A 20,962-nucleotide genomic window follows, 5' to 3' on the forward strand; every position below is an offset into this window, starting at 1 on the left:
TTGTTTACTCCTTGTATTCTTTTCCTATATCTTCATAAAACTTCTTTAATTTACCGTCAAGTCGTTCGTCCTGCGCTTTGAATATATCATCCATTGTTACGCCAAGAGTCTTGCTTAATACGCCCATTAAACGGGCGCCCGTCTTCATGTATTTATCCATTTCCGCCTTTATAGCCGCGGCATCTTCGGTGTTTATGTTTTCTTCCACAAGTTTCTTCAGGCCGCTGTCTTCGCTGTATATAATCCTTAACAGGGCGGTGGCCACCTCTTTAACGGCAGGTAATTTGCTGTTCATATAAGTTTGAATACCAATAAGTTTTTCAAGAGAATTCCTGCGGATATCCACCGCCGTATTTTCAAGGTCTTTAATCGCGGACGCAACCGCTATTTCCGGATCAATCTTGGCAAGAGCTTCAAAACCATTCGCGTATTCAGCCGCGTCAGAGCCAAATTTATGCATTGCGTCAATTATCTGCGGTACCGCCTTTTTTGCCTTTACCGACATTTTACCAAGCGCCAGATAAGCAGCCTGCCTTGCTTTAGAAGAACCTTCATTAAGATATGACGCTATCTTTTCCGCCATCTCTTCTTCTGCCGGCTGCGCTTTATTTATGAAGTCATTTATAGTGGCTGTAATTGTAAGTTTTGTATTTACCGCAAGCGCTTTTATAAGCGACGGTATAACATAAGAACCTGCCCCGTTATCCGCAAGCGCCTTAATAATACGCACCTGTGTGTCCGCATCACTTTCTTTCTCAAGCTGCGCGGCTGTCATTAATAGCACTTCTTTTTTGTCATCAGCGCTTAAGGTTTCAAACTGCTTTTCAGCCATAAGTTTTACATCAGCATCTTGGGAATACAGCCTCTGATGTATTGGTTTTAAGGGTTCCGGAGTGGTGTCAATGCCGGCGCAGGACACCATTATTAAAGCAATAATAAAAACCTGTATCATATGAATTTTTTTCACGGTTTCCTCCGACGGAGCCTGTTTATTTTTTAGATCCGGGTTTCTTAAGGCCCATGGCCTGTTTGTACATATTTATCCTTGGGTCAACGGGAGAGCCGCCCGTCTTTTTTGATTTTTGTTCTTTTTCCGCTTTTTCCCACTTATCCCCCGGGCCCTCTTTAAGAAGCTCCCTTATAACAGCAGAGCGCAGCATCCTGTTTATTTTATCTTTTTCTTCACGTTCACGTTTTAATTTTTCTTCCCTTTTTCGTGCCTCGGGCGATAACGTTATATGCCTGTATTCTTCAGGGGTTATTTCCACAAAAGGGGCTTCGCCTATAGGATTTTCATCATCCTGTTTCTTTACAGAAATATTCTGTACGGGTTTAACCGCTTCCGGCGCTGCCGCAAGCGCCCCTCCGCATAATCTGCAGAACTTTGAATCCTCTTCCACCTGTTTCCCGCAATGCCTGCAGTACATTATTTCCTCCGGTTACAATATTAAAATTACTGCTCTTTTGTCATGTGCAATATAATCAATTATTCAACCCTTGGTATATTAACCTTTCTTGCTTCTATATCATTCAATTTCTCAAGCCGTTTAACCAGTTCATTATACCAAAAAGTACCCGTATCCGTGCAATCAAGAATTCCGGTTATAACATCCGTTTCTGTAACTGAATAATCGTTAAGGATTTCTTTCTTTCCGTTTTTATACCGGACAATCATATATGAACCCATATATATCAGCTTTGGTTTTTTAATTTCAAAACATCCAAAATCATTGGAAATATTATGAACATCATTCTCTACGTCTCCCACTTCCCCTAAACAATACTCTCCTTTTTTAATATTCTGGTTAAAAAATATTTTCCCCTTAACGGATGCATATAAGTAAGGGTGTTCCGTAGGCGGTTCGTATTGTTCAATCGTTACCCATTTAAGATCCGTGTATAGCCCGTCAAGATTTAAGCTGCCATATATAAAAGCTGTATCAGCATCAACCCTCTCCTTTACGCGCGGAGAAGTGGCGCAGCCGTTTATAATTATAGCAATAATAAGAACTGTCATAATACAGGTAGTTTTTTTCATTGGTTTATTTTCGCTCCAAGTTTTTTTGCCAGCGGTGACTCAAGTTCTTCCAGAATACGCTTGACCTCATAAGCCCCTGCCTTATCCCCGTTTTCAAGGGCTAAAATACCAAGAGTATACTGTGCATCTTCATTGGAAGGGTCAACTTCCACGGCTTTTTTTATTTTCTCAATAGCCACATCCCTGTTTCCGCCATCTACAAGAATCGAAGCATGTTTCAAATAAAGATCTGAAGGATTTTTAACTGTTTTTATGCCTTTATCAAGTATCTTCAGGGCATCTTCCTGCATATTATTAATCAGATATACCGAAGCAAGGTTATAATAAGCCGCATCATCTTGCGGCGACACCTTAATTTCTTCATAAAATTCCTTTGCGGCAAGGTCATAATATTCCATTTTCTTATACAAAACACCAAGCGCGTTATGCATATATTCTTTTTTGGGATTTAGCTTAACCGCAATCTTCATATACTTCTCGGCTTCTGTGTTTCTTTCAAGTTCATAAAACGCGTTTGCGGCAAGCCTGTAAGCGTCGCTCTTCTTTGGCTGTTTTTTAATTAAGGAAAAGGCGGTTTTTAAAGCATTTTTGTAATCTTCTTTATCTATAAGCCTGTATCCAAAATTTACTGCAGCCCTGTATGTCACAGGCTCAAAACAATATCCTTTTTCTTTCCATGCCTTAAAATCCATTCCAGCGTTCTTTTTTGTCATCGGTACAAGTTTATCCGAAGGCATTACAAAATTGAGGTTCTGCCCCTTTTTATACTGCATTGTTGCCACACCAATAACACCGCCATTTTCATTCATCACAGGGCTTCCGGAAGAACCCGGGGAAATTGGAGCGGTAATCTGATACACATAATCTTCTTTATATTCTTTGTCATCTTCCCTTACCGCGGAAATTATCCCTGTTGATACTGTTTGTTCCAGCCCCATCGGGTTGCCAATAACCATAACCGAATCGCCTACATCATGCTTCGCCGGCTGCAGGGCAAGATACTTTGAAGTTGAATTGATACCGCTTACAGTAAAAATGAATAAATCATAATCTTCATCAGAATTTATCACTTTTAAGAGTTTAAAAGTCTTTCCGTCTTTGGTTTTTATCCCCACGGATTCCGCGTCTTTTACGACATGAAGATTAGTCACAATATGCGCTTTATTATTGATAAAAAAACCTGTCCCCGTTGCGGCTTCCCTGCCATTCTTGTCATAATTTATAACCATTACCACGCTTGCCTGTCCCAGCAGTATCTGCTGCTTTGTCATACTTAAACATATAACGGGCAGTAATAACGATAAAAATATAAGGATATTTTTTTTCATCAATAAGGGGCTCCTATTTTTAGTATCGCATCTTCGGCAGGCTCTCTTATAAGGGCTTTTCTTAATTTCATATTACCAAAATACCTTCTGAACTTCGGCATTTCTTTATCATAATCATCCCTTATAATGATTCTTTTTACATTATAGAAATTATCCCTCTGGTATATTATCGTTCCGATGTATACGGCGCGGTCCCCGGGTTTGATATTAATATGAAAACTGCCCGGGAATGACAGATATTCATAATTAATCTGTGTGCATTTGTATCCGCAGGAAGACGTATATATGTTCTTATACATAACGCCGGCTTCAATGTAAAAAGCCTCCGGTTCGCTTACCGCATAAAAAGTATCATCAAGGTACCCCTCTATTCTATAATGTTTTGCTAAACGGCTGAAAATTTCATTTTCTTCCTTAAGCGGTGTTAATTTTTCATCACAGACAAACATCATAAGGTACCTATAAATTTCCTGCCCTTCAAGCGACTGCGATTCCTCTGTCATGGGCGGGTCAAACAGCACCCTGCCTACAACAAGCACCTTATCAGACGGCAATTCAGACGCGCTGTAAATTGTCTTTTTAACATTGTTTAAGCCGCAGGATGTTGTAAATACCAACATTAATAAAGCCAAAAAAATCAAATTCCCTTTTTTTTCCCGGTGCTTTAGCTTTGTTAAAAAATTATTATTTAAAAGGTCCATACCACACCGCCTTTAAAAGAAATACCGTTATTCAGAGCATATTTGGACATGTCTTCCGAATTGCTCCCGGGATCTTTATATTCAACAGGCGTCATAGCAAAATACCCTCCCGAAACATCAACTGAAAGAGACTCTGTTATATTATAGTAAGCACCGGCATAAACCCTACCCGCAAAACCGATATACGTTTTATCAACCGCGGTTTTTTCAACCTCAACAGTTTCCCACCAATAAGGTTCATAAGAAGATGAAGGATAATTGTCAAGTTTGTCGTTTATTAACGCTCCCCCAAACCCTACCAAGCAATAAGGAACAAGCGGGAAACTTTCAGATATAATTATCTTTATTCTGGCATTCACAATCAGCATATGCTTGGTTGTGGTTATGTTTGTCACGCCCGAAAGCGCCGAACCCGGCTGACCGTACTCAAGAACTCCGGACGAAGAAGTGGTCATTAAAGAAACCGAACCGTCAGTATGAAATTTTGTATTTATAAAGCCAATATCAATACCGAACGAGTTCATATTTCCCTTATAAGTGTTTTTAAACTCTTCATTCAAAACGGATACCGTTTCAAAAAAAGGCATCACCGTCAGTTTTATAAAGCCCAGCCTGTTCACGGGACCCTTAAAAACTTCGCCTTCTAAAGCACCGCTTAATTCAGCATCACTTGAATTCCAGTAAATGGCAGATATGCTGTCTTCATTTAAATTATATTTCTTTCCGTTAATTTTAATAACAAACATGCCTTTTTCATAATCCAGAATTACGCCTTTATACTTCTTCCCGTCATTCATCTTAACTGAATCTTCCGCGTAGTTTACTGCCGTCAGGACAATAAAAAACAAACAAAAAAACAATACCACTGATAACTTTCGCACAAACCGCCGCCTCCCGGACATTTTTTCTATAATAACAACATATAAATTATTAGGCAATATTTATTTACCTGTTTCAAAAGCTTTTTTTGCCGCTTTAAGATTATTTCCTTCCGGCCTGCCGTTATATTCATCCCACGCTTCAAAAAGCGATCGCATTCCCGCGTAGCCGCCGTCCGGGTGGCCAAATACGCCGCCGCCGCACAGAAACATGAAATCATTATTCCCTATTTTCTTTAAGTTATCCGCCAGTTTGCCCGCCCACATGCCGCCGGACGATACAGGAAGCGCGGGTTTTAGCCCTGCCATGGGCGCGGTACACGCCCGCATGGACTGCAACATTTCTTCATCGCTCTCATATAAATATCCGCCAAGGCCGCCGCACTGTATCTGGTCGGCTCCGCACATTCTGGCAAGCTTTACATATACAACCGGCGAAATGCCGATATAAGAACTGCGCAGTGATGCCGCGGCAAAATCCCTGTGCAGGTGTATGGGAAGTTTGGTATGCCTTGCAAGCACGCAGAGATTATTAAACCCGCCGGTAAACGAATTAAACATTAAAGCCCCTGCTCCGCCTTTTCTGACTATATCGTGGAACTTCATCGTTTTATCAGGGTCATCGGTTATGTTAACCGCGTACATGGTGCACTTGCCTGTCTCCCTAAAAGATTTCTTCATGGCAATACCTACCGCTTTAGCCCTGTCTGCAATCCTGTTATATGGGGCGTCAGCCAATAATTCATCATCTTTAATAAAATCCGCGCCGGCGCTTGCCGCCTGATAAGCCAGCTCCGCCTGCTGCTTCGTCGTAAGCCCTACGCACGGTTTTGTAATTGCCCCAAACAGAGGCCTGCCAAAAGCGCCGGATATTTTACGCGAGCCTTCTATTCCAAACTGCGGCCCCGGAAAAAGATTTACAAAATCATCAGGCATTTCAATATCAATAAGTTTTACGGCTGTCAGTTCATACATGTCAAATATCTCGCCCGCCACTGTGGTCAACAGCATGGAAATTTTAGGCCCAAAATTCTCCCACGGATAAGAAATAATAACTTCCGCAGATGTAACTTTCCTGCCGGCAGGATATCTTGTCGGCAATGAATAACTGTCTTTATTACCTGTAATATTAACGCTTTCAACTTTTGCCCCAAACCTGGCTGCCAGAGCCGCTTCCCCGTCTAAATCTTTCCACGTGCCTGTGGACTGCATTTTGGCCATTAAAGATGCTGTTTTACCCGCATCATCAGGTGTTTCAATGTAATACTTTGCTAAAATACGGCTCATTTTTCACCGTCATAATAAATTCTTTTACCCGCGTTTATAAACGCTTTTGCGCCGTCTTTGCCGTAATGATTGACTTCCAGCGCCCCGTTCTTTTTGTCAATTCCTTTAAACATACCTTCATAATAATTACCCGTATTTGACAGTATTACCCTTCCCTTTGCGGCATTTATAACCAGCATAGAGTTGGGATTAAAAACAGCGCCCTGTTTAATTCTAAGTTTAATATCGCCGTCAGCGGCTTTTAAAAAAACAGAATTAAATACAGCGCCAGGTTCTGCCGTGAAATTAACATCCCCTTTTGCGGAATAAAGAATCAGGCTGGAATACATTCCCTTTGCGTTAAAGTTTATGTCGCCTTTTAAGGTTTCTACTTTCAGCGTGTACGACGAATCCGGAAGGGATACTTCTGTATCCGCAACAAGCTCTGTGAACACGCCTTTTTTGGACGCCCTGTAATTAATTACGCCGCCGCCTTCTTTTTCCTTATAAGTATAATCATCCATAATATCATTGCCTTTAAGCCCGAATCCATTTGAAGCGGATTTTACAACGGCCCTTTTTTCACCGGCAAGTATATATACGGAACTTTGCTGCGTGTATATATTTACCGTATTATCCGGCGCCACCGCCGAATTGTATATTTTTTCCCTGTAAAAAGGCGTGGAAAAAAGAAAAGCCGAACCTGCCAGCGCCACTGCCATAACTGCCGCCGCTATGCCCGCAGGTTTTAAAGCACCGCTTCTTTTACGGTTGTAATCAAAATCACCTGTTTTTATTAAAAAGTCATCCGCAAGCGAAGCCGTCAAAATCACAATGCCGCCCGCCCAGATTACGTCGGATAAAAAGTGCGCTCCCTGCGCCATCCTTCCAAAACCCATAAGAGCCCCGTAAGAAACGCCCGCAATAAGCACTTTGTTCGCTGTGTTTTTATCACGGTGCCTTAAATAGAAGTACATAACCGCGACCATAAACCCGGCAGAGGCGTGTCCGCACGGAAAGGAATGGCCTTTTCCCGGCGTTCCCGGCACAAGCGGTTTTGAATACTGCCACTTGCCGCCAAATTCAACAACCTCACGCGGCCTGGGATTACCCATATAACCTTTTAAAATAACATTCACAATAAGCCCCGGCCCCACAAGAAAAACAAACAGAAACAAAAGCGCCGGTTTTCTGTTTTTTCTGAATTGTTCGGAAAAAAATGAAGCGGCAACAGCACCGGCCGCTATTACACCAAGCCCAAGCGGTATTAAAGTGCCGTATTTATAAAGCAATAAAACAAAAAAATTACCGCCGAATTTCCATACGCCGGAAGATGAATCATACAGAAACGACTGCACCCGTATATCAATATCAGACATCCAGAAAGGAACCGTAACGGCAAGAAGCGATAACAGCATCAAAAGATTTCTTCTAATTTTATTTTCCGGCAATTGCCACCACCCCGGGGTACAGGCAACAAGTTAAAAAACAGAAAAGTTTATTCCGTTTTAAACTTTATAACCCGAATTTTATTTTATACAAAACCCACTTCAAGATTTTTTTCAAGTTTATGAAATATGGATTCCACTTCAAAGTTTTCCATTATTTTAATCTCGCACTTTTCAGACAGTACCCTTACCCCGTGCCATATCTTTTTATTTATGCATATCGGTTTATCCAGCAAAAACGCTTCTATTTTATCGGGCGTCTTTTCTTCTGCCACCAGCATTATTGCGGTGCCTGACACCGGTTCAAAAGTCTCATAAGATTCCGGATGCGCTTCAAGGCTGTCTGTCTTCCCGGGTCCCATTACAAGGTATCCTATCCTCCACCCTGTCTGTGCGGGTTCTGACAGCACCACCTGGAATATTTCATTTTCTTTTTCCTGGCAGATAATTTTTCCGTATTTCGCAAAATCTTTGCCTTTAAGGGGTTTTATCTCTATCACTTGCCTGCCTCCCGTTTTTTCTTTACCGCGGCGCCGACAACAGCTTTAGTCAGGCCGTCCAGTTTAAAATATTTGTCTATGACAGCATTTACCTCTTCTTTTGTGACCGCATTTATTCTGTCCGGGAACGTCTCCACATTTTCATAACCCAGCCCAAGTATTTCATAAGCCGCGTAGGAATCGGCCCTGCCCATATAGTCCTGCATGCCTATCTTATACATACCGCTGATATATGACTTGGCGGTCTTTAATTCTTCATCAGTAATGCCGTTCTTTTTAATATCATTAAGAATTTCAAGAATGGCGTCATACGCCGCCTGCTCGTTTTCCGGCGATGTGGCCGTGTATATCTTAAAAGCTCCCCGCTCTACTGTCCGGTCAAACATGGAATAAATTGTATAGCACAGGTTTTTTTTATCCCTTACCTCTGAAAACAACCTGCTGTTCATGCCGCCGCTTAAAACGGAATCCAGCACCCTAAACGGGTAATAATCGCCGGATCCTGTTTTAGGCCCCAAAAAGCCCAGCACCATATGTGTCTGATTTTTGTCAAAAGTCTCACGTTTCTCTTTTTTCTGCTCTGTTATTTTTACGGGTATCTTAGCGCTTGGCTGTTTACCTTTTTTCCAGGAACCAAAAGATTTTTGCACCATATTTTTCGCTTCATCGTACTCTATATTTCCCACCACAGACACCACAAGGGTATTAGGCATAAGCCTGTTCTTGTGCCACTCTTTAATCAGCGAAGAACTTATGCGGTTTACGGTTTCAACTTCGCCTGCCACGGAATATCCGTACGGGTGCCATTCATAAAGCGTCTCATTAAATATTTTCATCGCGTAACCGGCAGGATTATCTTTTCTGCGTTTTATCATGTTCACTATATCCGCTTTTTCTTTCTTAATCTCCGCAAGCGAAAAAGCAGGATTAAAAACGATATCCGAAAAAAGCGATATAAGCCCTTCAAAGTTTGAATTTAAGGATTCAAGCCCCCATCCAAAACTATCCCTTGAAATATCCTTAATTAAAACAGCGCCTAAATTATCAATTTCTTCCGCTATCGCGGATGCGCTTCTTGTTTTAGTCCCTTTCATCATGGTTTCCATCATCAGGTTCGTAATACCCCTGTAATACCCTTCCTGCGCGCTTTCATATGGCTGCCCGCCGGTGAACATAAACTTAGCGGAGACAATATCGGTATTTGAAAGTTTTTTATGTATAAAGAGAATGCCGTTTTTAAGTTTTTCCGACTTTAAGACACCGGCACCTTCTATTTTCGTTTCCGGTATTACAGTTACAGAATCTTTAATCCCTGCCGCGTCAAGCATCCCGGTAAATTCAGTTTCTGCTTTCGCGGGATAATAAAGCACAATATTGGCATTTTTTATGTCAAGATACCGGCTTGCCATTTTGGGAATATCGCTTTCTATAACCCTCTGCAGCCCGTCATAATACGTATAATACATTTCGTGGCTGCCAAGCATCTGATAGTAGCCAAGGTTAACCGCCATATTTTCCACTTTCATATTCTCTTTTGATTCTTCCCTCATCATGTCCGCTTTCACCCTTGCAAGCACTTCGGGCTTTACAGCTTCTGTCTTTGCCCTTTCAATAAGCGTAAAGAGTTCTTTCAGTGTCTCCGCGTACTTGCCTTCCCTGACTGTGGCAAAAAACGCAATTACCCCGCCGGACTTTCCCGCAAAGATATCTACGTCTATTTCATCCACCAGCTGTTTTTCTTCTTTAAGCGTCCTGTACAAAACAGTGCTTTCAGAACCGGCAAGGACACGCGCCAGCACCTCTATAGCCGGCATATCTGAAGAGACAGCCGTAGGTATCCTGAAAGAAACCGCAAGATACCTGCTTTCAATCTGACCCGAAAACGCATTATATGTAAACGAATCCCTTTCCTGAATCCGGTCTACTCCGTTATCTCCGGAACCCGGTTTGGCCGTTAACGATCCAAAAAGGTTTTCCGCGTAAGCCATTGTTTTTTCCGCATCCACATCACCGGCTATTACCACTATGATATTTTCAGGTACGTAATGCCTTGAATAAAAATCCACCACTTTTTCCCTGTTAAAATTTTTCAGCCTGTCTTCATATCCTATTACAGGGTCGCGGTAATACTTTTCAAAAGAATTGTACATAAGCTTCTGCCACGTGAAAACATGGGGATTATCCAGACCCCTGTTAAGCTCTGTTATTACCACTTCCCTTTCTTTATTAATTTCTTCTTCAGCGAAAATTGAAGCGGTAAGCGCGTCATACTCTATTTCAAGGGCTTTTTCAACATGTTCCGAAGGAAGCACGATCACATAATTTGTAGCATCATAAGTGGTGAATGCATTATTGTATCCGCCAAGCTCTGTTATTTCCTTATCTATCTGCCCCAATCCCCTTTTTTGCGTCCCTTTAAACAGAAGGTGCTCTATAAAATGCGTCATTCCTTTTTCTGAATCGCTTTCATAAGCAGAACCCGTCTTAACCCAGAAATTACACGCCACTACGGGCGCCGCGTGGTTTTCTTTTATAATTATTGTAACACCGTTCTGAAGCACTTTTTTTGTTATATCCGTATTTGCCATTATTGCCCCTCTCATCACAAGTATCGATAACACCGCTATGGATGCTGTTTTAATTAGCCTGTTCATTTTTAATACCTCCGCCTCTCAGCGTCCTATTTAATCTTTGAAATTAAAAAACCGTCCTTTGCTTCCACAACTATCGTTTTTCCTTCTGTAAGGCTGCCGGATATTATCAGTTTTGCCAGTTCATTTTCTATCCTTGACCTGATAATCCGCTTTAACGGCCTTGCTCCGTAAACCTCGTCAAAACCTTCTTCCGCTATCAGTTTAACCGCATTCCCGTCAATTTCAAGCATTATTCCTTTCTCTTTCAGCCTTTTTTTAAGCTCGTCTGCCTGTATCCTTACTATTCCATATATGTTTTCTTTTGATAACCTGTTAAACACAATTATTTCGTCAAGCCTGTTTATAAATTCAGGCTTAAACCGCCGCCTGACTTCTTCAAGCACCTCTTTTTTAATACTGTCATTATCGCCGGAAGATGATATTTTTTCGCTGCCTATATTGGAAGTCATAATTATAACCGAATTTTTAAAATCCACCACCCTGCCCTGCCCATCAGTTAACCTTCCGTCATCCAGCACCTGCAGCAGGATATCAAATACGTCCGAATGCGCTTTTTCCACTTCATCAAAGAGTATGACAGAATAAGGTTTTCTTCTTACCGCTTCTGTAAGCTGCCCGCCTTCTTCGTATCCCACATAACCGGGCGGGGCGCCTATAAGGCGCGATACTTCGTGTTTTTCCATGTACTCTGACATGTCTATCCTTATCATCGCTTTTTCATCGTCAAACAGAAAACGCGAAAGCGCGCGCGCAAGTTCCGTCTTGCCCACGCCTGTAGGCCCAAGAAATAAAAAAGTCCCCATAGGGCGCGCCTCTTCGGATATTCCGGCGCGCGCCCGCCTTATGGCATTGGCCACGGCTTCCACCGCGCCGTCCTGCCCTACAAGGCTTTGTTTAATATTTTCTTCCATCTTCATCAGCTTGCCGGCTTCGCCTTCCAGCATTTTGGATACCGGTATTCCCGTCCACTGCGAAACCACTGCCGCTACGTCTTCCTCGTCAACTTCTTCCTTTAACAGGGTTCCTTCTTTGGTTAATTTTGCAAGTTCATTTTCAAGGGCTTTTATTTCTTTGTCCAGCTGCGCAAGTTCACCGTACCTTATCCTTGCCACCGCTTCAAGGTTTCCTTCGCGTTCAAACTTTTCTTCTTCCTGTTTTTTTATCTCTATATTTTTTTTTGCGGCGCGCATTTTCTCTATCACTTCTTTTTCCCTGCCCCACCGCGCGCCAAAAGCGTTCTTTTTTTCCTTTAAATCTTCTATGTCTGCCGTAAGTTCTTTCAGTTTGGCGGCGGTTTCCTTTTCGCCGGGTTCCTTTTTTACCGCTTCTTTTTCAATTTCAAGCCGCCTTAACCTGCGCTCTATGGAATCCATTTCCGCCGGCATGCTGTCAATTTCCATTTTTATTTTGGACGCGGCTTCATCCATCAAATCTATGGCTTTATCCGGAAGAAACCTTCCCTGAATGTACCTGTTTGAAAGGTTTGCCGCCGCGACAACCGCCCCGTCTTTTATCCTTACGCCGTGATGCACTTCATATTTTTCCTTAAGCCCCCTAAGGATTGAAATTGTATCATCCACAGACGGCTCATTTACCATTACAGGCTGAAACCTGCGCTCCAGCGCCGGGTCTTTTTCTATGTACCTGCGGTATTCATCAAGCGTGGTTGCGCCTATTGCCCTTAATTCACCGCGGGATAATGACGGTTTTAATATATTGGCGGCGTCCATTGCGCCTTCGGTTTTTCCGGCGCCTACCAGCGTGTGAATTTCATCAATAAAAAGTATTATTTTACCGCCGGAATCTTTTATTTCCTTTAAAACCGCTTTCAATCGTTCTTCAAATTCACCCCTGTACTTTGCCCCTGCCACCATTGCACTTATATCAAGCGCTATAACGCGCTTGTCTTTTAAATTTTCCGGCGCGTCACCCTTCATTATGCGCACCGCCACGCCTTCAGCTACAGCAGTTTTACCCACGCCGGCTTCGCCTATTAAAACGGGATTATTTTTTGTGCGCCTTGATAACACCTGCATTACACGCCTGATTTCGGCATCCCTGCCAATGACGGGGTCAATTTTTCCGGCCGCCGCAGCCGCCACAAGGTCTGTCCCATACTTTGAAAGCGCCCTGTATTTGTCTTCCGGATTCCGGTCTGTCACCCTTTGCCCACCGCGGACTTCACGCATGGCTTTTAATATTATGTCATATGACGCACCGTTATTTATTAATACATTACCTGCCGCGGAATTTTTATCATCCGCCATTGCAAGCATAAAGTGTTCTGTATTTACATACTCATCTTTAAATTCCGCAGCTTTTTTTACAGCTGCCGATGCCATGACATCTGTTTCTTTTGAAATATAAACTTCTGAAATGCCGCTGACTTTTGAAAGTTTGTTTATGGCTGTTTCAAGACTGCCTGTTATTTTATATAAATCCGCCCCCGTTTTTTTCAGCACCTGTGCCGCCGCCCCGCTTTCATCTGCCAGCATTGCTTTTAATATGTGCTCCGGCATCAGCTGCTGGTTCCCGTACTCCGACGCAATTGAATGCGCCTGCCGAAGGGCTTCCTGCGCTTTTACAGTAAGTTTTTCAAAATCAATCATTATTTCACCTCCGTAAATATTATCCGCGCCCCTTTACTGAATTTAATTATATAATTGCGGTACGAATACGGCAGAAAAATAACATCGCCCCTTTTAAAAACATTACCGCCTTCAAGGCGCATCTCCCCTTCTATCACGGCAGCCACAACGGGTTTTCCGCCTTTTTCCATGTAAGATAACTTTCCGGAAGTTTTTACCTCCGTGGACTGAAAATAACAGCATCCCAGAAGTTTTCTTAACGACATGCCGCCGCGCGATTTAAACCTGCTTTCTTTTAACGCTTTTTCAAGGCCGAATTTAAATGACATAAGGGCTTCTTCAATATGAAGCTGCCTTGGCTTTCCTTTTTCCAGCCTTCCCCAGTCAAAAAGCCTGTATGTTATATCCGCGTTCTGCTGGACTTCAAAAATAAGCAGCCCCGCGCCTATTGCGTGCACGGTGCCTGCCGGTATTAAAAAACAATCTCCGGGTTTTACCCGGTATTCCCGAAGCATTTCCGGAATATCGCCGTTTAAAGCCGCGTTTTTTATTTTCTCTTTTGAATAATTCTTTTTAAACCCCACCTGGATAACCCCGCCCTTACGCCCCCCTATTATGAACCACATCTCTGTCTTGCCGCAGTTAAGCCCTTTTTTGCGCGCTATCTTATCATCGGGATGTATCTGCACAGAAAGTTTGTGGGCAGTGTCTATGAATTTAAACAGCAGCGGAAACCTGCCGCTGTATTTTTTATTTACAGCCGGGCCAAGCAATTCTTCGCCGTGTTTTTTTACGGTGTCAGTCAGCTTTTTGCCCTTATATTTTCCGTTGGTTATAACGGATGACACGCTGTCTGTTGACGCAAAAAACCAGGCTTCGCCTATCCTTGCGTCAGGCGCCTTCATAAAATCCTTAAGTGTTTTTCCGCCCCAAATCATATCCTTATAAATCGGCTTAACTTTTATAGGGTACATATTACTCTCCATACAATTTTTTAATTACCGAACCCCTGTAATAATGCCTTAAAATTTCCTTATACTTTTTGCCTTTCAGTGACATACCTCTTAAACCGCGCTGGCACATCCCGACGGAATGGCCCCAGCCCGCGCCGTAAATATAGATATACCTTATATATCCTTCTTCGTCCAATGCGTATTCCCATTTTATCACATTTGACCTTATTTTGCCCATAACGGTGCGAATAGGGTCAAACTTAACTTCCATACTGCCTTTATCACCGGTAATTCTAAGGCGGGTCAACGCGCCGCCGCGCGCCCTTTTTAAAGGCTCCACTTTTTTTATCCTGCCTATATCTTTTCGTTTGGCAGCATACCGTTCAAAATCTTCCGCGTTTAAATACCTTATCCATCTGAAACTTGTTTCATTCGCGCCTTCGGCCTTGCAGTAAACATCAGGCATGCTTCTTACATATTCTTCAAGGTCAAAAGGAGAAAGCGGGAATTTCCATTTCCAGTTAAAATCCCCGTCATAAACGCCTTTTAAGCTTTTTGACACTTTATAACCCCACACTTCATAGACATCTTCTGTATGACCGCCGCAGCAGTTGGAAAAAAAAGTGCTTATCAGTTTATCATCAGGGTCATACAGCGCCTCGCCGCGCGTGGCATCAACGGCGGCAACAGTCCTTTCCCTTTCCCCGTTAACGCCTTTATAAACCGCGCAATGCTGGGTTGCGCAGACATCATAACCGTCTTTTTTATGGCTGTTTAAATGTTTTAAAGTATACGTTCTGGCCGATACTGCCTGCGCTTTAAGCGCTTCTTCCGGCCAGTCAGAAGGTATTTCCGCGGCAATAAGGCCATAAAGGTATTCTTCCATATTAAGATTATTAACAACATTTATTTTATCAGAACGCAGTATCAGTGAAAAATCACCCCTGTAGGTGGTGTCTGATTTTTCCGCCCAGTAAAATCCCTGCCCGTAAGCTATATTATAAAAGGCAGCAGTGGCATTTAAACTGTTTGCCTTTATATCGGCATTCCTGCCTATAAGCGTCTTTGAATTGCCGTCAGCATCCGATATAAATATCCCCTTTTTTTCAATGGATAACTCGTATTCAATAAGTTTGCTTCCCCTGAAAAGTTCTTCTTTGTCATCGCCTGTTATCATAAAATCGGAACCATGTTTAAAGCTGACCGTTTCAGCGCCGTTAATTATGCCCACACGCACCTGTTTAAAATTTTCTGAACCTTTAATACCCCGCTTTTCCGGAGGGTTATAGGTGTCGCGCCCTGTCTTTTTTCTCTGTTTATCAGCATCAATCATCTGTTTTATGGAAGGCACCAGCTGCGCGTACTGCTGCGCTTTTTCCCTGGCTTCTGTATCTTTTGTATCAACATCAATAACCTTATTCCAATATTTATAAGCGCTTATAAACTCTTCTTTCTTTTCATGCAGCACCGCTATGCGCCGGTTTAGTTCGGTGTATATTTTGTCTTTATTTATGGCTTCTTTGTAATATTCCAGCGCTTTATCAATGTCGCCGGTTTTCTCGCAGGCTTCAGCCATTTTAATGTAGGAAATATTTCTATATTTATTTGACTCTATTGCCTGAAGAAACCTTGCTTTAGCCTCTTCGTATCTTCCGGTTTCTAAAAGCATGCATCCGTGCCAGTAAAGAACTTCCCAGTTGGCCATCTGTTTTTGTTCAAGTACATTAACCATTTCTTCGCCTTTTGCGGCATCACCCATAAAATAATACATCTTAGCAAGTTCAAAGTGCGCGCGGACTTCGCCGGGGTTTAATTTAAGGATTTCAAGGTATGCTTCAACCGCTTTCTGATTTTCACCGTATTCTTTATACACAGACGCAAGCGAGTAATAATTTGACCTGTTAGAAGGACTTTCAGCCGATTTTATCACATAATACGCTGCAGTCTTTTCAGGATTTGAGCCGTAATAAAAATCCGTCATGCTGTCCGCGTTTAAATTTACGCATACGGACAATAAAATAAGTAACGATAATAAAACGCGTGTCATAGAGTAAACTTTTCACCCAGATAAATCTCGCGGGCTTTCTTATCGTGGGCAAGCTGGTCTGCAGGACCGTGAAGAAGTATTTTACCTTCATAAAGTATGTAAGCGCGGTCGGTGATTGACAAAGTCTCTCTTACGTTGTGGTCGGTAATTAAAATACCTATATTTTTCTTTTTTAATTCCCTTATTATGTTCTGTATATCAAATACGGCTATGGGGTCAATTCCCACAAAGGGTTCATCCAGAAGAATAAAACTTGGCGACAGGACAAGCGACCTGGCTATTTCCGTCCTTCTTCTTTCCCCTCCCGACAGTGTGTACGCTTTCTGCTTTGCAAGGTGCGAGATTTTAAACTCTTCAAGCAGCTGTTCCAGCCTGTGTTTTTTATCCGCCTGCGGCATATCCATAAATTCAAGCACAGACATAATATTTTCTTCAACCGTTAAACGCCTGAAAATTGACGGTTCCTGCGAAAGATAGCTTATGCCGTTTAACGCCCTTTTATACATCGGCATTCCGGTTAAATTCATGCGGCCGCCGTCTTTATCATCCAGAAAAATACCGCCCGCATCGGGCTGAATTACGCCAAGGACCATATAAAAAGTGGTGGTCTTGCCGGCGCCGTTAGGCCCTAAAAGCCCCACTATTTCGCCCTGCTTTACATCAACACATACGTCATTTACCACGCGTTTTTTATTATACGTTTTTACAAGGTGTTCAGTTTTAAGGTGTTTCATTTTGTACCTCCCTGCGCGCTTTTTCAGCGTCTGAATAATATATTTTAGACCAGATATTATCCTGAAGTTTTATCTTTTTTGTATTGGTGTCTATTACCGCCCTGTCAGAAAAAAACAAACTCTTTTTTCTTTTAAAAATAGGTTTACCGGTCAGTTCAAGTTCTTTTTTCTCATCGTTATATATTACAATATCCGCAAAAGCCACAATGTCCTGAAATTCCATCCTTACGCGGTTAGTGATTTTTTTCGCTTTTATCTCATTTATTACCGTATTAAAATCCGCCTCGTCGCAGTAGATGGTGATTGTATTTCCGTCCGCCGTATTTTTTACCGCTTTTACCTTATCAGAAACCGTTATGATATTTAACCCGTCGGCATAAAACAGTTTCTTTGACGTCAGGTTAAGCCCGTACTCTTTGTAAAAAACCTTTACATTTCCGTCAGCTTCCGCGCTTTTTTTGTAATCCCTGCTTTTAAGCCTGTCGGCAGAAACACGTGCGCCCGCGGCATTTATTATCACATCACCTGCAAAGACCGCCATTTTATCTTCCACGGAAAATTTCATATTATCAGCGCTTATGTTAAGTTCTTTTACGCGCGGCTTCTTTTTTACCGGTGGTGCCGCCGTCTTTACCGGCTGAACTTTCGCCGCCGCAGTCACTTTCACAGGAAGCGCAGATGGTGTTTTATCCGCTGCCGGTGTTAATCCCGGAACAGGGGCTGCATCTTCCCCTGTCTTTTTTGCTTCCTGTATTCTTTCAGAGACATTTTTAAAATACTCATTTTCATACTTCGCGTCGTCTATCTTAAAACAGCCCGCAAAAACAAAAAGAATAATTACAGCCGCCGCTTTTTTCATTGCTCTCCCACATCCACCGCTTTTAACCTGACCTGTTTCTTTATCTCCAGATTCTTAAAACCGGCGTCGCTTTCAAGCCCTATGCCCCTTAATACCGTACCGTCCCTTGTAACCTTTACTGCTTCTTCCGTATACATTTTTTTAAGCCTGTCATCCCAGAATAGTTTCTGCGTTTCTATAACCGCCCCGTCGCCGGATATAGCTTTAACATTGCCTGTTATTTCCATAAAATTGGTGTCGGTATTAATAATTGCGCGGTCGCCGTATAATACCGTTTTACTGTTTGCTTCGTCAAGGTAGTTCATCACAAAACCCTGGGCGTACGCCTTCTTTTTAAGTTCAAATATTTGGGCGCCTTTGGCGTTTACTTCCCATTTCACTTCGCCCTTCTGTGCCGACTTTAAAGTAAAGTTTTCCATGACAAAATTCGGAACAGAATCTGCTTTATCACCCACAGGCAGGCTGGGTTTTATCTTTTTTTCCCTGCCGCAGCCGGGAAACAGCGTTGCTATTAAAACCAACATCAGTACTGCCGCCGTTATTTTTTTCACAGTTTTATACCTTTTTCTTCCATAGATTTTTCCGCAGTCATTCTAAACCGCCTGTGCACCCAGACCCACTGCTCCGGGTACTTGAAAATAAATTCCGAAATTTCTTTGTTATACTCTTCAGCCAGCTGTTCTGTTGTTTTACCTTCTGTTTCAATCGGCTTATTAATCTGTATGCCATAGTAATTATCACGCCTTCTGTATATACATACCGTCATAAGCTTAAGCCCCAGTTTCTGCGCAAGCACAGCAGGCCCTGACGGGGTCTTTGCCATAACGCCAAGAAACGGGACATAGACGCTTTCCACGCTTGTATCCTGGTCTGACAGTATCCCGAATATCATACCCTGCCTTAAATATTTAATCATGGAGCGTATGTCGTCATCTTTTAAAAATATCTTTACGCCTGTTTTTGTCCTTGCCGAATTCACGGCAGATTCAATTAAGGGGTCAAACATACGCTTTGCCGCAGCACCCGCAATATTTCCGTTTAAAGCGGTAAAATGAGCTAAAAGTTCCCAATTGGACAGGTGAAGCGTCACCACAATTACGCCTTTTTTTGTCTCTTTGGCTTCGTTAAAATATTCCAGTCCGTGCGTTTCTTTTACCATATTTTTGATTTTATCCGCGGGCCATACGGTGAACTTTAAAAACTCAAAAAAACCCCTGCCGTAATTACGGATGTTGCGATTTTCCAGTATTCCCTTTTCTTTTTCAGGCATTTTGGCGCCATAAACTATATCCAGATTGCGCCTTAATGTGCGCCTGTCTTTATTAAGAAACAAGAAAACAAAAAGCGCAAAATACTCGCATGCTTTCGCGCCGATTCTCCAAGGTATAAAAAACACAACAAGCCTGGCCGATTGTATAAAAAGATAAAGCAGAAAATTTCTAAATGCCTTCAGCTTCATCTTCATCGTTAAGATACCCTTTTACCGCCGCGTCCCAAAGGCCGCGCGCTTTAAGAACCATGTCAATTACTTCCCTTACGCAGCCCTGCCCGCCGTTTTTTTTGCATACATAATCAGCTTCTTTTTTTGCCTCGTTTGCCGAATCCGCGGGTGCCGCAGCAAAACCGCAGCGGCGCATTACAGGTATATCAATTATTTCATCGCCTATAAAACACACTTGCGCATCATCCAGTTTAAGTTTTTTCTTTAAGTCCTGATAAGGGGAAAGTTTGTTCAGCGCCCCCTGATATACGTGCGTTATTTTTAATTCTTTCGCCCTTATTTCTATTGCTTCTGAATGCCTGCCGCTGATTATGGCAAACTGAAGCCCCGCGTGGCGGCCAAGGGAAATTCCCGTGCCGTCCTTTACGTTATACTGCTTGAATTCCGTGTTATTACTGCCAATTATTATGCCGCCGTTTGTAAGCACGCCGTCCACATCAAGGCAGATAAGCTTTATCTTTGAAAGTTTCTTATTTTTTTTTAAGGCTGCCACTTAAACAACCCCTGACTTTAATATATCATGAAGGTGAATAATGCCCGCAGGTTTCCCGTCCTTTGACACCGCAAGCAGCACTGTAATTGATTTTTCTTCCATCACCGCAAGGGCTTTCATTACAAGGTCTTCTTCGGATATTATTTTAGGATTTTTTACCATTACTTCCGACATTTTCATCATAAACGGGTTGGCCTGTTTTTCCAGCAGGCGCCTTAAATCGCCGTCTGTAAAAATGCCGGCAAGCTTTCCTTTTACGCCGGTTACCGCCACACAGCCAAACCTTCCCGCGGTCATTACAAGCAGCCCCTCTTTTAATACCGCTTTTTCATCAATTGACGGAATGCTGTCCCCGGAATGCATTATGTCTTTTACCTTAAGCACAAGCTTTTTTCCAAGCGAACCGCCCGGATGAAGCATGGCGAAATCCTCTTTCTTAAAGTTTTTCATGTTTAAAAGCACAACCGCAAGCGCGTCGCCAAGGGCCAGCTGTACCGTGGTGGAACATGTGGGCGCAAGGTTAAGCGGGCATGCTTCTTCTTCAACAGAAGAGCTAAGCACGCACACGGCTGATTTTGCAAGCGAAGAATTCTTCTTGCCGGTTATGGCAATTATTGGAATATTAAGCCTGCCTAAAGCGGGAAGAATGTTTATTACCTCTTCGGTTTCGCCGCTCTGCGACAGCATTATGACAACATCGCCTTTCATAAAAATTCCCATATCCCCGTGAGCGGCCTCTACCGGATGAAGAAAAACAGCAGGCGTGCCCATGGAGGCCATTGTGGCGGATATTTTCTGCCCCACAAGGCCGGACTTGCCTATTCCGGATACCACCACTTTTCCTTTACACGCGCCTAATACCTCAACCGCTTTTTTAAAATCTTTTCCAAGCCTTTTCTTTGCCGATATTATTTCTTTAGCTTCCATCGCCAGTACTTTTTGCGCTTCTTTAATTATGTCCATGGGAATTTCCC

The 20,962-nt window shown here is 42.7% G+C and carries 19 protein-coding genes; all 19 read right to left on the reverse strand.

All coding sequences use genetic code 11. The features are described 5' to 3' along the window. Positions 1-4: 4 nt before the first annotated feature. The 19 genes from CVV21_06985 to CVV21_07075 all read right to left on the reverse strand — a co-directional run bounded on the left by CVV21_06985 (position 5) and on the right by CVV21_07075 (position 20,951). Entirely contained in the window at positions 5-967 is a 963-nt protein-coding gene (locus CVV21_06985) for a hypothetical protein (protein PKL91764.1), read from the reverse strand. 22 nt (positions 968-989) lie between these two features. Beyond that, positions 990-1,427: a hypothetical protein gene (locus tag CVV21_06990; protein ID PKL91765.1), complete on the reverse strand. Its 438-nt coding sequence runs from the start codon at positions 1,425-1,427 to the stop codon at positions 990-992. Positions 1,428-1,486: 59 nt separating this feature from the next. Further along, on the reverse strand, positions 1,487-2,038 hold the full coding sequence (locus tag CVV21_06995; protein PKL91766.1) for a hypothetical protein: 552 nt from the start codon (positions 2,036-2,038) through the stop codon (positions 1,487-1,489). Next, a complete protein-coding gene (locus tag CVV21_07000; GenBank protein ID PKL91767.1) occupies positions 2,035-3,366 on the reverse strand; it encodes a hypothetical protein in 1,332 nt (443 codons plus the stop codon). The genes CVV21_06995 and CVV21_07000 overlap by 4 nt, the downstream gene beginning before the upstream one ends. Then, a complete protein-coding gene (locus tag CVV21_07005) occupies positions 3,366-4,067 on the reverse strand; it encodes a hypothetical protein (GenBank protein PKL91768.1) in 702 nt (233 codons plus the stop codon). The genes CVV21_07000 and CVV21_07005 overlap by 1 nt, the downstream gene beginning before the upstream one ends. After that, positions 4,055-4,927 carry a hypothetical protein gene (locus CVV21_07010; protein PKL91769.1) on the reverse strand — a complete coding sequence of 291 codons (873 nt, stop codon included), beginning with the start codon at positions 4,925-4,927 and terminating at the stop codon, positions 4,055-4,057. The genes CVV21_07005 and CVV21_07010 overlap by 13 nt, the downstream gene beginning before the upstream one ends. Positions 4,928-5,008: 81 nt before the next feature. After that, positions 5,009-6,232: a ribulose 1,5-bisphosphate carboxylase gene (locus tag CVV21_07015; protein PKL91770.1), complete on the reverse strand. Its 1,224-nt coding sequence runs from the start codon at positions 6,230-6,232 to the stop codon at positions 5,009-5,011. Next, positions 6,229-7,662, reverse strand: a complete 1,434-nt coding sequence (locus CVV21_07020; GenBank protein ID PKL91771.1) for a hypothetical protein — start codon at positions 7,660-7,662, stop codon at positions 6,229-6,231. Before CVV21_07020 ends, CVV21_07015 begins: the two co-directional genes overlap by 4 nt. Before the next feature lie 83 nt (positions 7,663-7,745). Then, on the reverse strand, positions 7,746-8,159 hold the full coding sequence (locus CVV21_07025) for a hypothetical protein (GenBank protein PKL91772.1): 414 nt from the start codon (positions 8,157-8,159) through the stop codon (positions 7,746-7,748). Then, the gene (locus tag CVV21_07030) at positions 8,156-10,813 is read right to left on the reverse strand and encodes a hypothetical protein (protein ID PKL91773.1); all 2,658 of its coding nucleotides are present in this window, start codon (positions 10,811-10,813) and stop codon (positions 8,156-8,158) included. The genes CVV21_07025 and CVV21_07030 overlap by 4 nt, the downstream gene beginning before the upstream one ends. A gap of 26 nt (positions 10,814-10,839) precedes the next feature. Next, positions 10,840-13,419 carry an ATP-dependent chaperone ClpB gene (clpB, locus tag CVV21_07035; protein ID PKL91860.1) on the reverse strand — a complete coding sequence of 860 codons (2,580 nt, stop codon included), beginning with the start codon at positions 13,417-13,419 and terminating at the stop codon, positions 10,840-10,842. A 2-nt stretch (positions 13,420-13,421) separates the two neighbouring features. After that, complete coding sequence (locus CVV21_07040; protein ID PKL91774.1) at positions 13,422-14,387, reverse strand: hypothetical protein; 966 nt, start codon at positions 14,385-14,387, stop codon at positions 13,422-13,424. Then, entirely contained in the window at positions 14,377-16,401 is a 2,025-nt protein-coding gene (locus CVV21_07045; protein ID PKL91775.1) for a hypothetical protein, read from the reverse strand. Before CVV21_07045 ends, CVV21_07040 begins: the two co-directional genes overlap by 11 nt. Beyond that, positions 16,398-17,135, reverse strand: coding sequence for an LPS export ABC transporter ATP-binding protein (lptB, locus tag CVV21_07050; GenBank protein ID PKL91776.1), 738 nt, complete (start codon positions 17,133-17,135; stop codon positions 16,398-16,400). Before lptB ends, CVV21_07045 begins: the two co-directional genes overlap by 4 nt. After that, positions 17,122-17,994 (reverse strand): hypothetical protein, encoded by an 873-nt coding sequence (locus tag CVV21_07055; protein ID PKL91777.1) that lies wholly within the window; start codon positions 17,992-17,994, stop codon positions 17,122-17,124. Before CVV21_07055 ends, lptB begins: the two co-directional genes overlap by 14 nt. Beyond that, positions 17,991-18,518 carry an LPS export ABC transporter periplasmic protein LptC gene (gene lptC / locus CVV21_07060; GenBank protein PKL91778.1) on the reverse strand — a complete coding sequence of 176 codons (528 nt, stop codon included), beginning with the start codon at positions 18,516-18,518 and terminating at the stop codon, positions 17,991-17,993. The genes CVV21_07055 and lptC overlap by 4 nt, the downstream gene beginning before the upstream one ends. Positions 18,519-18,541: 23 nt before the next feature. Next, positions 18,542-19,459, reverse strand: coding sequence for a hypothetical protein (locus CVV21_07065; GenBank protein ID PKL91779.1), 918 nt, complete (start codon positions 19,457-19,459; stop codon positions 18,542-18,544). Beyond that, positions 19,434-19,988, reverse strand: coding sequence for a phenylphosphate carboxylase subunit delta (locus CVV21_07070; GenBank protein ID PKL91780.1), 555 nt, complete (start codon positions 19,986-19,988; stop codon positions 19,434-19,436). The genes CVV21_07065 and CVV21_07070 overlap by 26 nt, the downstream gene beginning before the upstream one ends. Then, positions 19,989-20,951: a D-arabinose 5-phosphate isomerase gene (locus CVV21_07075; GenBank protein PKL91781.1), complete on the reverse strand. Its 963-nt coding sequence runs from the start codon at positions 20,949-20,951 to the stop codon at positions 19,989-19,991. Between the last annotated feature and the right edge of the window lie 11 nt (positions 20,952-20,962).

Source organism: Candidatus Goldiibacteriota bacterium HGW-Goldbacteria-1 (genome assembly GCA_002839855.1).
In the GTDB taxonomy this organism is placed as follows: domain Bacteria; phylum Oederibacteriota; class PGYV01; order PGYV01; family PGYV01; genus PGYV01.

Bases quoted from the DNA above. Each gene is read 5' to 3' on its own strand.
- CVV21_06990 (PKL91765.1), bottom strand. From the start codon at position 1,427: ATGTACTGCAGGCATTGCGGGAAACAGGTGGAAGAGGATTCAAAGTTC.
- CVV21_06995 (PKL91766.1), bottom strand. From the start codon at position 2,038: ATGAAAAAAACTACCTGTATTATGACAGTTCTTATTATTGCTATAATT.
- CVV21_07000 (PKL91767.1), bottom strand. From the start codon at position 3,366: ATGAAAAAAAATATCCTTATATTTTTATCGTTATTACTGCCCGTTATA.
- CVV21_07005 (PKL91768.1), bottom strand. From the start codon at position 4,067: ATGGACCTTTTAAATAATAATTTTTTAACAAAGCTAAAGCACCGGGAA.
- CVV21_07015 (PKL91770.1), bottom strand. From the start codon at position 6,232: ATGAGCCGTATTTTAGCAAAGTATTACATTGAAACACCTGATGATGCG.
- CVV21_07030 (PKL91773.1), bottom strand. From the start codon at position 10,813: ATGAACAGGCTAATTAAAACAGCATCCATAGCGGTGTTATCGATACTT.
- CVV21_07040 (PKL91774.1), bottom strand. From the start codon at position 14,387: ATGGAGAGTAATATGTACCCTATAAAAGTTAAGCCGATTTATAAGGAT.
- CVV21_07045 (PKL91775.1), bottom strand. From the start codon at position 16,401: ATGACACGCGTTTTATTATCGTTACTTATTTTATTGTCCGTATGCGTA.
- lptB (PKL91776.1), bottom strand. From the start codon at position 17,135: ATGAAACACCTTAAAACTGAACACCTTGTAAAAACGTATAATAAAAAA.
- CVV21_07055 (PKL91777.1), bottom strand. From the start codon at position 17,994: ATGAAAAAAGCGGCGGCTGTAATTATTCTTTTTGTTTTTGCGGGCTGT.
- lptC (PKL91778.1), bottom strand. From the start codon at position 18,518: ATGTTGGTTTTAATAGCAACGCTGTTTCCCGGCTGCGGCAGGGAAAAA.
- CVV21_07065 (PKL91779.1), bottom strand. From the start codon at position 19,459: ATGAAGATGAAGCTGAAGGCATTTAGAAATTTTCTGCTTTATCTTTTT.
- CVV21_07075 (PKL91781.1), bottom strand. From the start codon at position 20,951: ATGGACATAATTAAAGAAGCGCAAAAAGTACTGGCGATGGAAGCTAAA.